At 49.8% G+C, this 15,815-nt stretch carries 12 protein-coding genes; 8 read left to right on the top strand and 4 right to left on the bottom strand.

Going from position 1 to position 15,815, the window contains the following annotated elements; genetic code table 11:
- Window positions 1-38 precede the first annotated feature (38 nt).
- Both RF679_RS03430 and RF679_RS03435 read left to right on the top strand, forming a co-directional pair.
- Window positions 39-419 carry a CidA/LrgA family protein gene (locus RF679_RS03430; RefSeq protein WP_309482821.1) on the top strand — a complete coding sequence of 127 codons (381 nt, stop codon included), beginning with the start codon at window positions 39-41 and terminating at the stop codon, window positions 417-419.
- A complete protein-coding gene (locus RF679_RS03435) occupies window positions 412-1,134 on the top strand; it encodes an LrgB family protein (protein ID WP_309482822.1) in 723 nt (240 codons plus the stop codon). Before RF679_RS03430 ends, RF679_RS03435 begins: the two co-directional genes overlap by 8 nt.
- An 86-nt stretch (window positions 1,135-1,220) precedes the next feature.
- Here RF679_RS03435 and motA read toward each other — a convergent pair whose 3' ends face one another.
- Both motA and RF679_RS03445 read right to left on the bottom strand, forming a co-directional pair.
- Entirely contained in the window at window positions 1,221-2,081 is an 861-nt protein-coding gene (gene motA, locus RF679_RS03440) for a flagellar motor stator protein MotA (protein ID WP_309482823.1), read from the bottom strand.
- 56 nt (window positions 2,082-2,137) lie between these two features.
- On the bottom strand, window positions 2,138-2,329 hold the full coding sequence (locus RF679_RS03445; protein WP_309482824.1) for a heavy-metal-associated domain-containing protein: 192 nt from the start codon (window positions 2,327-2,329) through the stop codon (window positions 2,138-2,140).
- 293 nt (window positions 2,330-2,622) lie between these two features.
- Between RF679_RS03445 and RF679_RS03450 the strand changes: the two genes are divergently transcribed.
- A complete protein-coding gene (locus RF679_RS03450; protein WP_309482825.1) occupies window positions 2,623-5,241 on the top strand; it encodes a heavy metal translocating P-type ATPase in 2,619 nt (872 codons plus the stop codon).
- A gap of 83 nt (window positions 5,242-5,324) precedes the next feature.
- Here RF679_RS03450 and RF679_RS03455 read toward each other — a convergent pair whose 3' ends face one another.
- Together RF679_RS03455 and RF679_RS03460 are read right to left on the bottom strand one after the other, a co-directional pair.
- Complete coding sequence (locus tag RF679_RS03455; RefSeq protein WP_309482826.1) at window positions 5,325-6,344, bottom strand: LacI family DNA-binding transcriptional regulator; 1,020 nt, start codon at window positions 6,342-6,344, stop codon at window positions 5,325-5,327.
- Window positions 6,345-6,513: 169 nt separating this feature from the next.
- Window positions 6,514-8,109, bottom strand: coding sequence for a tryptophan halogenase family protein (locus RF679_RS03460; RefSeq protein ID WP_309482827.1), 1,596 nt, complete (start codon window positions 8,107-8,109; stop codon window positions 6,514-6,516).
- A 762-nt stretch (window positions 8,110-8,871) separates the two neighbouring features.
- On the opposite strand from RF679_RS03460, the gene RF679_RS03465 reads away from it, so the two are divergent.
- The 5 genes from RF679_RS03465 (at window position 8,872) to RF679_RS03485 (ending at window position 15,795) form a co-directional block, all read left to right on the top strand.
- Window positions 8,872-11,328, top strand: coding sequence for a TonB-dependent receptor (locus RF679_RS03465; RefSeq protein WP_309482828.1), 2,457 nt, complete (start codon window positions 8,872-8,874; stop codon window positions 11,326-11,328).
- A 198-nt stretch (window positions 11,329-11,526) separates the two neighbouring features.
- Window positions 11,527-12,849, top strand: coding sequence for a GH1 family beta-glucosidase (locus RF679_RS03470; RefSeq protein ID WP_309482829.1), 1,323 nt, complete (start codon window positions 11,527-11,529; stop codon window positions 12,847-12,849).
- Window positions 12,850-12,960: 111 nt separating this feature from the next.
- On the top strand, window positions 12,961-14,334 hold the full coding sequence (locus RF679_RS03475) for an MFS transporter (protein ID WP_309482830.1): 1,374 nt from the start codon (window positions 12,961-12,963) through the stop codon (window positions 14,332-14,334).
- A gap of 139 nt (window positions 14,335-14,473) precedes the next feature.
- Window positions 14,474-15,073: a hypothetical protein gene (locus RF679_RS03480; RefSeq protein ID WP_309482831.1), complete on the top strand. Its 600-nt coding sequence runs from the start codon at window positions 14,474-14,476 to the stop codon at window positions 15,071-15,073.
- Window positions 15,074-15,249: 176 nt separating this feature from the next.
- Window positions 15,250-15,795, top strand: coding sequence for a TlpA family protein disulfide reductase (locus RF679_RS03485; protein WP_309482832.1), 546 nt, complete (start codon window positions 15,250-15,252; stop codon window positions 15,793-15,795).
- The last annotated feature ends 20 nt before the right edge of the window (window positions 15,796-15,815 follow it).

Genomic DNA, 15,815 nt, shown 5'->3' on the forward strand with positions numbered 1-15,815 from the left:
TTCTTTGACGATCCTTACTGCTAAGTGGCGAGCCCCACATGTTTTTCTGTTTCTTCGTTCTATTCTTGTTTCAAGCGATCGGCGAGGTTCTGAGCCGCTATAGTCCAGTGCCGATACCAGGACCTGTGGTGGGTATGGTCGTCTTGTTTCTCTGCTTGTTATTTTCCCCGCGTCTGCTGCAAAAGATCGAAAAAGCTTCAATGGAATTATTGCAGCACCTGTCTTTATTGTTCGTGCCAGCCGGCGTTGGCATCATGGTTTCGCAAGAACAGATTGGAACGGCGTGGATAGCAATCGTGGTGTCGATGGTGGTGAGCACGGTCGTGACCATGGTCGTGGTTGCGGTGAGCTTTCAATATCTGCAAAATCCTTCTGCAAGCGATACAGATAAAAACGCCAGTGAGCAAGATCATGCTTAAGTTGATGGGTGATTCGCCATTGTGGTTGACGTTTTTTTCGTTGAGTCTGAGTTTTGTGGCTTACGCTATTGCGCTGCGAATTTCCACCTGGTTTCGCGCTAACCCTCTCGCCAACCCGGTGGTGCTTGCAGTGGCGATGATTATTTTGGTTTTGTATGGAACGGATGTCTCCTACCAATCCTATTTCGCCGGAGCACAGGCGCTTCATTTTTTTCTGGGACCTGCCACAGTCGCCTTGGCGATACCTTTGGCAAAGCAAGCGCATCGTTTGAAGCGTTTGCTGCTGCCCTTGTTTTGGAGCTTGTTGTTAGGCTGTGTGAGCAGCATCCTTTGTGCCTTCATCCTCACGAGCTGGCTCGGTGGTTCCTTGGCCTTGGCCATTTCGATGGCCCCAAAATCTGCCACGACGCCGATTGCGATGGCGATTACCGAAGCTTTGCATGGCTATCCAGCTGTTAGCGCGGCCGTGGTGATTACGACCGGAATTATCGGCGCGATCATCGCGCGATTGGTGTTCACAATCTTGCACATCTCTTCACTGGAGGCACGCGGTTTTGCCTTGGGTGTGTCCGCGCATGGAATTGGAACCGCACGTGCTTTTCAATTGAGTTCGGAATTGGGAGCGTATGCTGGATTGGGTATGGGATTGAACGGCATGTTGACGGCGGTGTTGACGCCTGTGTTGGTGCCGCTCTTGATGCGCTGGTGCTATTAAGGTGGTGCTTGTGATTTGTGAACGATTCGGTGGTAATTCGTTTTTGATCACCTATTGATTTCTGATTGATTCCATGCCGAGCAAACTTATCGCCCTTTAGCGTGGCGAATTTCCTCTTCTAACTCACGGAAGCTTGGGCGAGCACGTGAGCTCAAAGCTTTACGTCCAAACTCCACGGCAATCGGTGGCGAGTACCCATTGAGACTGGCAATGATGGTGACCTTGACGCAATGATAGGCCATGGTATTGATACTGAGTTTTTGCTCGAGCCGTGCTGCTATCGGAGCCACAAAGCCATACGAAAGCAAGATGCCCAGGAAAGTACCCACCAGTGCCTTGGCGATCAAAATGCCGAGTTCACCCGGCGGCATACCCACTGATTCCATGGTGTGAACCACACCCATGACCGCTGCCACAATGCCAAACGCAGGCAAACTATCTGCCATTTTTGAGACCACTTGGATCGGTAAATCTTCGTCGGTGTGATGGGTGTCGAGCTCGACATCCATCAAGTTTTCGAGTTGATGTGAATCGACATTGCCCGATACCATAAGCCTCAAATAATCACACAAGAATTCCATCAAGTGTGCATCCTGCAATACCACGGGGTACTTGGCGAAAACGGCACTTTCGTAAATATTATCAATATCCGATTCGATTGCCATCAGTCCCTCTTTTCGGACCTTGGTGAGTAATTCGAACAATAAAGTGAGCAGGCTCAAATACAGAAATTTGCTACGGCTGTTTGGCTTGAAAATCGTGGGAATTGCTCTGAGAGTCGTCAGCATACTCTCTTTGTCGTTACCGATGATGAAGGCGCCGATGGCAGCACCAGCAATCATTAACAATTCATTCGGCTGAAACAGTGCGGCGAGGTGCCCCCCGCCGATGGCGAAGCCGCCAAAAACGGAGATAAGAACCACAATGAAGCCGATGATGATGAGCATCGTGATACCTTGTCTGTGCTTAATGAGAGGTCGATCAAGCGTTAGTAAAAACGGACTTATTGCGGCGTGAAGCCGGCATCACTAATCGCGTTAAGCAATGTTTCGCGATCGAGCGAGCTGGAAACCTGCGCTTCATGTTTACCTAGATCGATCGTGATCTGTGCTTGTGGATCTAGTGTTTGAATGGCCTTTGTTACGGTCGCTTCACAATGTTTGCAAGTCATGTCTTCGATATGAAATTGGTACATAGTCTGTCCTCTCGATGATGGCTTAGAATAAGCTGTAATGTATAGTTGCCATTGTATCCTGACCGGTGTGATCTTCAGTTTTTTATGGTCTTGAAAAATGAACATCAAGGCGCCGTGCTCTCTTTTTTGTATTGTAGTCTGGAGCATGGCAAGCGCCACTCTTCAAGGTGGATAGCTGGGCTAGATTGCGGCAGGAATTGAGTTTTCTTGTGCAAAATCAAATAGAAAAGACTGACTTTGATGTGTGATGCAGTCGCCGAGCTATCGCTGAATAATCAAGTGAAATAGATGAAATGACATTGAAATACAGTATTCCCATTCAAGGCATGACCTGCGCATCCTGTGTTGCGCGGGTTGAACGTGTCCTGCAAAAGCTGCCTGGAGTGCAAACAGTCGCAGTAAATTTGGCGACTGAAAAAGCGCAAATTGAAGGTGATTTTGAGTTGGATGCCGCTATTGCCAGTGTGCGCAAAGCAGGCTATGAGGTACCAACGCAAGTGCTCGATTTGGCGATTTCTGAGATGACTTGCGCTTCGTGTGTCGGACGAGTCGAGAAGGTCCTGCGGCGTCAGGTGGGTGTGCTTTCTGCGACGGTGAATTTGGCAACCGAGCGTGCACGTATAGAAGTGCTGCAAGGTTTTGACGTCAAAGCAAGTCTCGATGCCTGCCAACGCGCGGGATATCCAGCCCGCCTGATCGAAGACCAGGTACCGGATATCGCCACCAAATTTGCACAAGCCGAAGTGCACACTACACCACCTTGGCAGATCTATCTGGGTTTCGCATTAAGTGTTCCTTTAATGGCGCCCATGTTATTGAGCCCTTTTGGAATTGATTGGATGATCTCCGGTTGGTGGCAGTGGGCCTTGGCGACACCAGTTCAAGTTCTGCTTGGTGCGCGCTTTTACCGTGGCGCATTTCGAGCGGTGTTGGCGGGTAGTGGCAATATGGATTTGTTGGTCGCGCTCGGCACTAGTTCGGCATATGGACTGTCGCTGTATTTGCTGTTGACGCAACAAGCACACGTGTCACATGGCATGTTGCATCTGTATTTTGAATCGTCGGCTGTCGTCATCACTTTGGTGTGGTTTGGTAAATGGTTAGAAACCAGAGCGAAGGCGCAAACAGTGTCCGCTTTACGCGCTTTGGAAACACTACGACCAAGTACAGCCTTGGTAAGACGCGGTGGAGTTGATCAAGAGGTGGCGCTGAATCAGATTGAAGTTGGTGATATCTTGGTCTTGCGGCCTGGCGCGCGACTTGCCGTTGATGGGGAAGTAGTGGAAGGAGAAAGTCATTGTGATGAGTCAATGCTAACGGGCGAAAGTTTGCCGGTGGCGAAGTCGAGTGGCGCGCGGGTCTATGCTGGAACGGTGAACGGAGAGGGCTTGATGCTCGTCAAAGCGCAAGGTCTCGGTGCCAATAGTATGCTGGCGCAGATCATACGTATGGTGGAAGAAGCGCAAGCAGTGAAGGCGCCCATTCAAGCCTTGGTCGATAAAATTAGCGCTGTATTCGTGCCGGTGGTTTTGTTGGTTTCCTTGATTACCTTTGCCGTATGGTTATGGCTCACTGGTGATTGGCAAACGGCCATCATGAACGCGGTCGCGGTGCAAGTCATCGCTTGCCCCTGTGCCTTAGGGTTGGCGACACCTGCAGCGATGATGGTTGGCACTGGTGTTGCAGCACGCTTTGGGATCTTGATCAAAGATGCGCAGGCTTTGGAACTCGCGCATCGGATTGATACGGTCTGCTTCGACAAAACGGGGACACTCACACAGGGCAAACCAAGTTTGAAAAAAATCGAACTGTCACCGACATGGTCGGGTGATCAAGCGGAATTTCTGCGTTTGGCCGCTGTGGTTCAACAGCATAGTGATCATCCACTTGCGACCGCGGTGATGCATGCTTTTCAAAGTCTTGTTCAAAATCCTGAGCGCAAAGATGATGGAATGAACGATCAAATGGATGTTCACGATAATGAAAATAACCAAGAACAAAACCAAGAACAAAAAGACACAGCATCTTCAAGTACGCCGACCGAGTTAAGTGCGAATGTGATGGAGGCGAAGGCGATTGCAGGGCGGGGTGCAATGGCCAAAGAATCTATCGTCGAGAATGGTAAGCCAATAGGCGTGCGTCAGATTTATCTGGGCAATGCGGCTCTCATGCATAGCCTTGCAGTGAGCGATACACAAATGACGGCGCTTCAAGCGGTAGTTGAGCGTGCGCAAGAGGCGGGTCATACGGTTTCTTATTTGGCCTGTATTGAGACGACTGAAGGGAATAATGACACCCACGATGATGCCTCCACTGATGCCCATCCTGATTGCCATACTGAGGCGCAGTTATTAGGGGTGTTGGTGTTTGGTGATCTGATCAAAGAGACGGCTGTTGCAGCGAGCCAAGCGCTGCACCATATGGGCTTAAAACTGGTGTTGATTAGTGGTGACAATCGTGGAGCGGCAAATGTGGTCGCGCAAGCTTTGGCGATTGATCAAGTACATGCGCAAGTGATGCCATCGGAAAAATCGCACATTATTCAAGCCCTACAAAAAGAAGGTCGTCAAGTGGCGATGGTGGGCGACGGCATTAACGATGCACCAGCTTTGGCAGCAGCTAATGTGGGTATTGCTATGTCGACTGGCACTGATGTCGCCATGCATGTTGCAGGAATCACTTTGATGCGCGGCGATCCCTATATGGTTGCGGCCGCGATCGACATCTCGAAAGCGACTTATCGTAAGATTCAACAAAATTTGATGTGGGCATTTCTCTATAACGTGGTCGGCATTCCTTTGGCGGCCCTAGGCTATTTGAACCCGATGATTGCGGGAGCCGCGATGGCGATGTCGAGCGTGAGCGTGATTAGTAATGCCTTGCTATTGCGGCGCTGGAAGCCTCGCTCTTGAAATACTTCAGATGTGAGATAAGGCCTGCAACGAAATTTCGTGCAGGCCTTTTTTTTGCGCAAAAGGAGTGTAGTTGAGACGCCTTAGCGTATGCGTCGCGTTGTTTCGCGGACGATGAGTTCCAACGGCGGAATACTGGTCTCGACGGCCTCTCCGTTGATTAAATGGAGTAATGAGTTGGTGGCGATGCGCCCGATGTCATACAGCGGTTGGCGTATGGTGGTGAGTGGAGGCGTCGTGTACGAGGAACCGGGTAAGTCATCGAAGCCGACTAAAGAAATATCGTCGGGCACGCGGATTCCTTTTCGATACAACGAAAGGCGCGCACCGTAGGCGCTCAAATCATTGGCCGCACATACGGCCGTAAATTGCTGCTGCGTTTCGAATAAGTGATTGATGGCACGCATACCGCTACTCTCATGAAAGTCGCCTTCGACGACGATCTTAGGATCATAGGAAATGTCGGCTTCTTGCAAGGCGCGTTTGTATCCCGCGAGACGTTCAATCGCATCGCAATTATTCGCTGGGCCAGTGATGAAAGCGATGCGTCGATGACCGAGCTCGATCAAGTGCCGCACGGCCAACCAACCGCCATATTCATTGTCGAGCTTAAAGCCCAAGGCCCTTTGTGTTTGTATCGAACGACCAGTTGAAACGATGGGGCGGTGCTCGGAAAACTGTAAGACGGATTCATCGGTGATACGACCTGACAGCAAAATAATGCCGTCGACTTTGCGCGCCAATAAGAGGCGAATCCGATCCACTTCTTCCGCCGCATTCCAGTGACCGCTGACAATGACGGAAGCATAGCCAGTGCCTTTCAGCGCTTCATCAATGCCATGCAGGGTTTCATCGAAGAAGGGAGAGGAAATATCTTGCACCACGATGCCAATCGTCATGGAGCGGCCACGTTTGAGACTTTGCGCCATAGGATTGGGTGCGAAATTCATCTTGGCAATCGCATCCATCACGGACTGCCGTTTCTCATCAGAGACTTTGGCCGTGCCATTCAAGATACGCGAAACCGTGCTCGGCGAAACGCCAGCGAGTCGGGCGACATCGATTAAGGTGGTTGGATTGTCGTTGGAATGATGTTCGCTCAAAGGATCACCTAGCGTGTGAAAAGGTTTTCAATTAGACAAGGAGCATAGCATAGTTTGCTGGCCGGACTAAGCAAACTGCATGCCGCATAAGATGTGTTGATGGACGTTAAGCTTCGCCTTGCTTGTGCCAATGAAGCTGAGGCGTACGCTAACGGTCACTGGCGATACGTTACGCATATGAAATCGTTTTCTTCGGTATTGATACTTGCTCGGCCTTTTCACATAGAAACTGAATGTATTGTCGATGATCTGGCAAATCTGCTACTGCCCGTTCGCTCATCGCCGCAATACCGGCGAATTCTTGCTCCGCTAATACCAGTTTGTTGGCATCGATCGCACTGGGATGTAGCTGAGTGGGGTAGTGCATGCCGTACAGGACATATTGCCAGCTGGAGGTCGGGTACATTTCTAGATCACTGTTGAAATCAAGTCGGTGTGGTGGTCTATGCTTCCATAGTGCGAGTTTGTCACGCAAGCTCGAGGGTATGGTGGCGATGTCCGCATTGTCGATCCAGAAACGATGGTCACGACGTTGGCTGATGCAATAGTGCAGTTTGATGAAGTCGACGATGCGCTCGTAGCGTTGCGACATGTGGTGGTTGAAATGTTGGGCACACAAATCGAACTCACCGTTGAAGGGGAATAAATAAGCCAGCAAATAAGTGGCGGCTTCTACCAAACCAATGCCGGACGCTTCCAAGGGTTCAAGGAAGCCACCCGATAGGCCAATCGCCACGCAATTCTTGATCCATGGGCGCGGTCGATAACCGAGTTGTAATTCCAAGAGGCGCGGCTTGAACTCCACTGCCTCGTCTTGTAGATAGTCACGTAGCACTCGCTCGGCGCACGCTTGATCAGTGTGGCGGCTTGAGTAAACATAGCCCACGCCACGTCGATCTTGTAAGCCAATATCCCAGATCCATCCGGCCTCTTGTGCGGTAGAGATGGTGTAAGACGCGATCGGAGTTTGAGCGTGAGGATAGGGGACTTGAATCGCCAGTGCACGATCAACAAAAAGGGTATCGCTCACACTGTGAAATTCGGATTGCAAGGCTTGACCGATCAGACGTGCGCGAAAGCCTGTGCAGTCGATATACAGATCCGCTTTCAACGCGCCCTGTTCGTGCGTATGCACAGCATCAATCGCACCTTCTCGATCGAGTTCAACGCGGTGCACATTGCCAAGCAGATGTTGTACGCCCAAGTTCTTCGCGTGTTTGGCCAGTAGCTTGGCGAATAATGCCGCATCAAAGTGATAGGCGTAATTCATGGGGCCGAGGAAGTCGCCATCGCTACTACGCTTAGGAGCACGATACGCATCAGCAATGCGTTTTTGCATGCTGACAGCTTGTGCAAACGGCATTCCTTTTGGAGCGATACCTTGTAACCAATAGGGAAGGAGTTCGGGCGTGCCTTGACGTTGACTTGGTTGATTGAACGGATGGAAGTAGTGCCTTGCGCTATCCTGCTGCGACTTTGAATGATGAGGTTCGTGCAGCCAGTGGTCGAAGCGTATGCCTTGCTTAAAAGTCGCTTGGCACTCACGCACAAATTGCGCCTCATCGATGCCAATCGCAGCGAGAGTACCTCGGATCGATGGGAAGCTTCCTTCGCCGACGCCGATGATGCCAATCTCAGGTGATTCCACCAAGCGAATCTGGATGCCATGGCTGTGCTTACTACCCAACTGCTTCGCAAGAAAGGCTGCGCATAACCAACCAGCGGTACCGCCACCAACAATCAAAATGTTTTTTACTGCGCTCATGTTTGCTTCCATCCTCAAGGTGATAGTGTGTTTGGCGATGGCTCTAGGTGGGGCTTTTTCCGTGCCTTTTGTCGCGAGAGTTAAACCGCATTTTCCGCAATTTTGTGTGTTGCGCACCACACGCAACATCGCTTCCAACTCCTTTTCGTGCCGACAGAAATTCATTCTTAAAGGCGATTCTTAGAGTACTTGCAGCGACGCGGTCATTTTCTAAAAATTGCATACCACTTTGCGTTGGAACTAAAAAACTTTTACAAAATTGGTTGACATCGCGAAAAACTGAAATGTATCATGAAAACGTTTTCATGTGACGTGAAAACGTTTTCAAATGAATTTATCGTGGTTTTAGGTGGCTTTCCACATGGAAAATGCGGCAAAACGCCATTTCACGAGAGTTTGAAGCCCTGCAGCATCAAGTAGCACTAAGTAGCACCAAGTCCAAAGCCGAGCGATCCAAGGCGAGTTTGGTGATGCATTGATGAAGATGTATGGCGCACAAAGAAAACGTTGAGCTCCGGGAAGCGAACCACAAGTGGAAAAAGAAGCTGTCAAAAAAGAGTCGACTAAAAAGGGCCGGCCACAAAGTGCTAACCCATAGTGCAGAGTGAACGGCAAGCTTGAACGATGAGGGGGCATGGAATTGAAAGACGCCGCCATCAATCGCTCAAGTCATAAGAGTAGCGGAGTGTGAGCGTTCTCATGGGTAGCGTGAACGAAGCCTGCCGTAAGACAAGATGAAAAATTTATCCAACTGGAGACAAAATGAAAAACCTGGCAACAAAAGTAGGTCCACAAACGAGTCCACAAATAAGCCGGCGCGCAAGCACCCCCATTCAACTTGCCGTCATGGTCTTGGTGGCAGGCCTCGGTAGTGCCCAAGCGCAAAACGCTAGCACCACACCCAGCAGCGATACTGCTAAAACTTCAGCGACCAGCTCGAACTCAGATGCAAAATCCACCACCATTCAAGAGGTGTTGGTGACAGGTACCAAGCGTACAACTTCGCTACAAAAAACACCGGTCGCGATTACCGCGATCAATTCAGCAGCTTTGGAAGATGCCCATGTTCAAACTTTGCTCGATGTCGTTAGTTTAGTCCCGAGCTTTCAAGCAACTGGCCAGGGTGACCACGGTGTGATTACCATGACTTTGCGTGGTGTGGGTAACGATAGCGCGAAAACAGAATATGCCGATCCTGAAGTCGCTTCGTTTGTTGACGGCATTTATTCACCGCGCCCAGAAGGTGCGACCGCTTTGTTATTCGACCTCGATGCGATTGAAGTTTTGCGTGGTCCACAAGGTACTCTGTGGGGACGTAATTCCACCGTCGGCGCCGTTAATATGCAAACCGCAAAACCGGTGTTAGGCAAACAAAGTGGTAGCGTAGAAGCGGGTCTCGGTAGCTACAATCGCTTAGGCGGCCGCGCTGCTTTTAATCTCCCGATTAGCGATACTGCGGCAATGCGGGTCGCTTTTGTGCATGAACAACATGATGGTTATGTCGATTATCAGACCTTGCCTGTGATTCCATTGGCGAGTCAAAAAGCGGCTTTCGTCGCTGGCGGCGGTAAGATTGCCGACTTCCAGCCGATTAACCCCAACTTGTTCGTTAATGGTGGCCCTAAATATAACGCGCAAGATCAAACAGCAGTGCGTTTGAGTTTGCTATGGCAGATCACTCCAGACTTGAAGTGGAATGTCGCTTACGAAAAATTTGCTGATCGCGGTACGCCAAGCATGAACCTGATGCAGAGCCCTCGTGCGGGACAAAAGTTGTGGTCTGCATTGATTGACACCGCGCCATTCGTGCAGCGTGATACTGATTCTTTGCGCAGCCGCCTCGACTACAAAGTCAGTAATGATGTGAGTTTGTCGTACATTGCAGGGGTTTCTAAATTCAGCGGTTCTTCGAACTTCGATCAAGATGGTGGTGTCGCCATTCCAACCAGTTTTGCCACTGGCGCTGGCTATCAAGCCAATAACACCGTCTCCTCGAATTACTTTAACTACAGCCATGAGCTTGAGCTGCAGTCAGTCGGCAAGCGTGAGGTCGATTGGCAACTTGGTTTGTACTATGCGGCAGAGCGCAATGATATCCGTTTCGATATTCCGATCTTCAATGGCACTCAACAAGGAACAGTTGGCTGGCAGGGTTCTTTCATCCAACCGAAAGAGACGGTTGCATCGAGTGCGGCCTTTGGACAAGCCACATGGAATGTTGATGATGCATTGCATTTGACAGGTGGCTTGCGTTACACCTCCGACAAACGTACCAATGTGGGCGGCAATGGGTATACCTGGAATTACGATGCGACAGTGCCGCAAGTGCCTTTGAATCCGAATATCGATCCACGCATTCCTGGACAAGGTTATAGCCCAGGTAAGCCATCCAACGACGGTGAATTTACCGGAAGTAAAGTGACTGGCTTATTGCGTTTAGGTTATGACATCGACAAAAACAATATGCTCTACACCAGCGTTGCGACAGGATATAAATCCGGCGGTTTGCAGGACGGTGGCAAGACTTATGGCGCAGAGACCCTGACGAACTATGAGCTCGGCACCAAGAGCACCTTCTTGGACGGTAGCCTGCGCATTAACAATGCGATTTACTACACCAATTTCAAGGACTTCCAGTTTAGTGCGCCAGTCACGAATCCAGATGGTACACGTGGCTTGGCAACCAGCAATGCTGAAGGTGCCAAGATCAAAGGTTTTGAATCTGAGATCGCTGCACGTTTGAGCCCGGATGACCGCCTCAATATCACTTTGGCTTTCACGAGTGCGGTATTGGGCAAGTTGATCGGTGGTACCAACGATTACGCTTTGCCAAAATGTACCGTGCCGGGTATCAGTACCTGCTTGGATGTGACCGGAAATACAATGCCACACGCACCGAAATTTGCGACTCAAATTCAATACCAACACATCTTCCATTTGCCAGAAGGCGGCACTTTGGTACCCCGTGTGAGCTTCCATTACGAGACTGAAAGTTGGTTGAGTGTCTTCAATCTCGGCGAAGGCGATAAGCAGAAAGCCTACACCCGCGCTGATCTGGGTTTGCGTTATGAATCGAGCAAAGGCTGGTGGAGTGATTTCTTTGTGCGTAATGTCGGTAACAACAATATCAAAACAAGCGCCGGGAATGCTGGTGGTGCTTGGGTGGCGCAATATCTGCCACCGCGTACTGTCGGCGTCAATATTGGCTACAACTTCTAAACCAGAAAGGCGAGAGTCACCTGTTCAACCATGAAGCTTGATGGTGACGGGTGGGCTACTCGATGTTTTGGTGGGGCGGGGCTTCCTTCTTGGAGGGAGTCCACCCAACTTTCTTAGCTTTATCTCTTACCTGTTTTTTACTTGTCTCTAACCTATCTTTTACCAATAGCGATCGTATTGAACGATGGCTTGGATACTATGAATTCGTTTACCAAATTTCCGGCAGGTTTTGTGTGGGGCGTCGCCACCAGCGCGTTTCAAATTGAGGGAGCTTATCAAGAAGATGGAAAAGGTCCATCGATTTGGGATCGCTTCTGCGAGAATCCTGCGAATATCAAAGATCAGAGCGATGGTTCAGTCGCTTGTGATCACTACCATCGGTATCAAGATGATGTGGACTTGATTGCCTCGCTTGGGCTCGACGCTTACCGCTTTTCGATGGCATGGTCGCGTGTGCAACCACAAGGAAAGGGCGCGTGGAACGAAAAGGGCTTTGATTTCTATGCGCGTTTGATCGATGCCTTATTGGCGAAGAATATCGCTCCCCATCTTACGCTGTATCATTGGGACCTGCCGCAGGGATTGCAGGATGATGGCGGTTGGCTAGCGCGCGATACGACGGCGCGATTTGCCGATTATGCAGCCCAAGTCGCCCATCGTTTTGGTGATCGTCTAGCCAGCATCGCAACGCATAATGAACCTTGGTGTACCGCTAACCTTGGTTACGGTAATGCTCAATTTGCGCCAGGCGTGGCGGATGCAAAACAGGCGATTCAAGTATCGCATCATTTGTTGTTGTCGCACGGCCTCGCGATGCAAGCAATGCGCGCCGAGAAATGTGCCGCACCCTTGGGTATCGTATTAAATCAGTGGACTGCCGATCCTGCCACCGATTCTGCCGAAGATAAAGCCATGGCCGAACGTGAATACGCCTGTTCTGTGCAATGGTTTATGGATCCTATTTTTAAAGGTCGCTACCCCGAGTTGGCCCTACGTACCCACGGTGATAAGGCACCGTATGTGCATGCGGATGATTTTCGACAAATCCAACAACCTCTCGATTTCTTGGGAGTGAACTATTATTTCCGAGCTTTCTGCAGTGCCGAACAACCACCACGACAGCCGCCCACGGAGAATCGGCGTACCGACATGGGATGGGAGATCTATCCACAGGGCTTGACTGAGCTGCTGCTGAAATTGCATGACGAATACAAGCTCCCGCCGATCTTTATCACCGAGAATGGCATGGCCAATTCAGATCAAGTGGTGCACGGTGTGATCCCTGATGTTGCCCGTATCGATTATGTACGCCACCATCTGGCAGCTTTGTTTCAAGCCATGGCCAAAGGGGTTGATGTTCGCGGCTATTTCTTATGGAGCTTGCTTGATAACTTTGAGTGGAATTCGGGCTACTCGAAACGTTTTGGTATTGTCCACGTTGATTACGCCACACAACAGCGAACGCTGAAAGACAGCGCGTATTGGTATCGCGGTTTTGTCGCGGAACAAAAAACTCGGTGATACTTTCAGGTGAACTTTTAAACATAAAAGCTCAAAACCTGAAACAGAATTCAGGTATGCTCGCACAACAACATTGCTTCACGCGATCAAAAAATAGACGGAGACACGAACATGCAGGCACAGTTGGATGGTGCAGTGAATGCACAAGGAAAAGAGAGTGGAGCGGTACATCCATTAATGTGGGTGCCAACCGCCTATTTCACGATGGCGCTTGGTTTCATGATGTTGACCAATGTGACTTCCACCATGTTCAAGAATCTCGGCATGAGTAATGGCGAAGCAGCTGGATATTCGAGTATGTTTATTTTGGCTTACACCATCAAACCGTTCTATGCCCCGTTCGTCGAGATGTATCGTACGAAGAAATTCTTTGTCTTATCTGCGCAGGTGTTGATTGCCTTAGGATTTGTCGGTGTCGGGCTGGCGATGTCACTGCCGAACTATATGGTGGTCTTGCTGCCTTTGTTGTGGGTCTTATCTTTTGTTGGCGCCACCCAAGACATCGCCAGTGATGGTGTCTATGTCACGTCCTTAGATAGTCGCTCGCAGTCTTTATTTTGCGGTATTCAGAGTTTGAGCTGGAACGTGGGGCCGATTGTCGCTGCTGGCGGTATGGTGTGGTTGAGTGGCTACTTGTACACCGAAGTGTTTCATCAAACACCTGGTACATTTGGACCGGAATGGATTGCTGCTTGGCGCATTATCTTCTTCTTGGTTGCGGCAGTGACTCTCCTGATGGCGGTTTGGCATTGGCGTGTGATGCCGGACGGTGAACGCGCCAGTAATACCCCCAGCTCGGTTGCTGCAACTGCCGCCATCATCAAAGATTCCTTCATTACTTTTTTTCAAAAACGCGATGTCTGGCGCATGATTGCCTTCGCGTTTTTGTTCCGTTTGAGTATCGGCTTTCTCGAAAAAATCGGACCTTTCTTTATGCTAGATCCCGCCAGTAAAGGTGGCTTGGGTTTGAGCAATGAGATGCTGGGCTTGGTGTACGGAACCTATGGTTTGGCTGCAGTGTTGCTCGGATCTTTATTGGGGGGATGGTTTGTCGCGCGGCGCGGCTTGAAGATGAGTTTGTTCACGCTCTGCTGTGCCGTCAATATTCCTAATGTAACTTTCCTTGTGATGAGTTGGTACTTACCCGACAATTTGATCTTGATCAGCGCCGGCGTCATCATCGAAAAATTCTTTTTTGGTTTTGGCTCTGTGGGTTACATGATCTATCTGATGCAAGAGCTAGCGCCCGGTAAATATACGACGACGCACTATGCTTTTGGAACGGGTCTGATGGGATTGTGCGGTATGTTGACAGGCATGGTCAGTGGCTACCTGCAAGAATCGATGGGCTATATTCACTATTTTATTTTCGTGATGGTGGCAACCATTCCTTCGTTCTTAGCCTGTTGGTTTGCGCCTTTTCATCATACTGATGCAGCACAGGACAACACGAGCTCATCTGTGGCGACTCCGATGACGCATTGAGTCTTCTCGCGATGTGAAGTATGTGGCGTGTCGTCATGAAACCTTGGTGTGACGGCAGGCTTCTTCACTTGATTCTGCATTACACTGCTATTTTGTTGCATTTGTTCATTGTAATGATCAAGGTCGGTGGAGAAGAGAAATGTCTTTGCGTTGGATTATCATTGTGCTGTTTGTGATTGGAGCTGGCCATCAGTTGTACCAACGCAGTTCAAAGCCGATCAAGCAGGCGGATGGTGTGTTGGTCGCCGCTGAGCCTAAACAAGTCAATCTGGATCGAGGCCCAGTGTGGAAGCAAGATGCGTACACCTTGCAGGCGATGGCCGAGTTCGACATCGAGGCGCGAGTGCTCTCGAAAGAGTTGTATAGCTTTGGTCGAGAGGCGGATCTTTCCCCGGTTGACCTAGCACTGGGTTGGGGCGCGATGTCAGACAGCGCCGTGCTGAAGCAACTCGATATTTCGCAATCGAATCGATTCTATTACTATCGCTGGCAAGATCAGCCACCACGGCCCCCTGAGGAAATTGCCAGTCATAGCGCCAATATGCATTTGATTCCGGCGAGCGAGAGCATTGCGAAGCAACTTAAAAAAGTAAGACCCGGTGAGGTGGTGCATCTGCGCGGCTACCTTGTTAACATCACTACACCAGACGGCTGGCATTGGAATACCTCAATGACCCGCGCCGATACTGGGGCTGGTGCTTGCGAAGTGTTTCGTGTTGAAAGTGTTGAAGTGCGGTAGCGCTGTCATTCCCTTGTTTTTTTGATCTGGTTTTGTTGTATTTTTCGATTTGTTTGAAAGAAGCTTGGCTTGCGAACCTGTATTGGCGATGTTTGTCTTTACTCTTTCTTTGGCTTGTCTAAGATGAAGCTTTAGTGAAGCGCAGTTGACTTGTTTAACGGAAGCGGAGGGTAAGCATGGATAGGCGTGATTTCATCAAATCGACAATTGCGGGGCTGACAGTAACACTGTCGTCTGGTGCGGTTTCTGCGAGTGCACCAAAAGTTGATCAAAAAAAAGCAGATCAAAAGAAAGCAGAGGTCTTTCAACTACATGGGACTGACGTGTATGGAAAGCCGCTCGATTTGAAAGACTTTGCTGGACGAACTGTACTGGTGAGTTTCTTTACTTTTGACTGCAGTGCTTGCTCGCACGATTTGCAATTGATGCGCGATTTTTATCTGCGCAACGTGAAGAAGAACTTCGTCTTACTTGGTGTGAACGTTGATCAAAACAAAAAAGCGCTCGATGATTACAATGAAGCGGCGACTTTCGCCTACCCTAAAGATCAGCGTTTTCCAACTGTCTGGCGTTTTGCGCCGGGTCATACGGATAGTTTTGGCAAGTTGAATGCCACACCTAGCCATTTCGTTTTAAATTCGAAGCATCAGCTGATGTTTCGACGAGACGGCGCATTTCAACCCGACGATTGGGATAATTTGTATTTATCTTTGCCTAGCTGAAGTTAATGACCTCACAGAGA

Origin of the sequence: Undibacterium cyanobacteriorum, from assembly GCF_031326225.1 — a bacterium.
Lineage (GTDB): Bacteria > Pseudomonadota > Gammaproteobacteria > Burkholderiales > Burkholderiaceae_D > Undibacterium > Undibacterium cyanobacteriorum.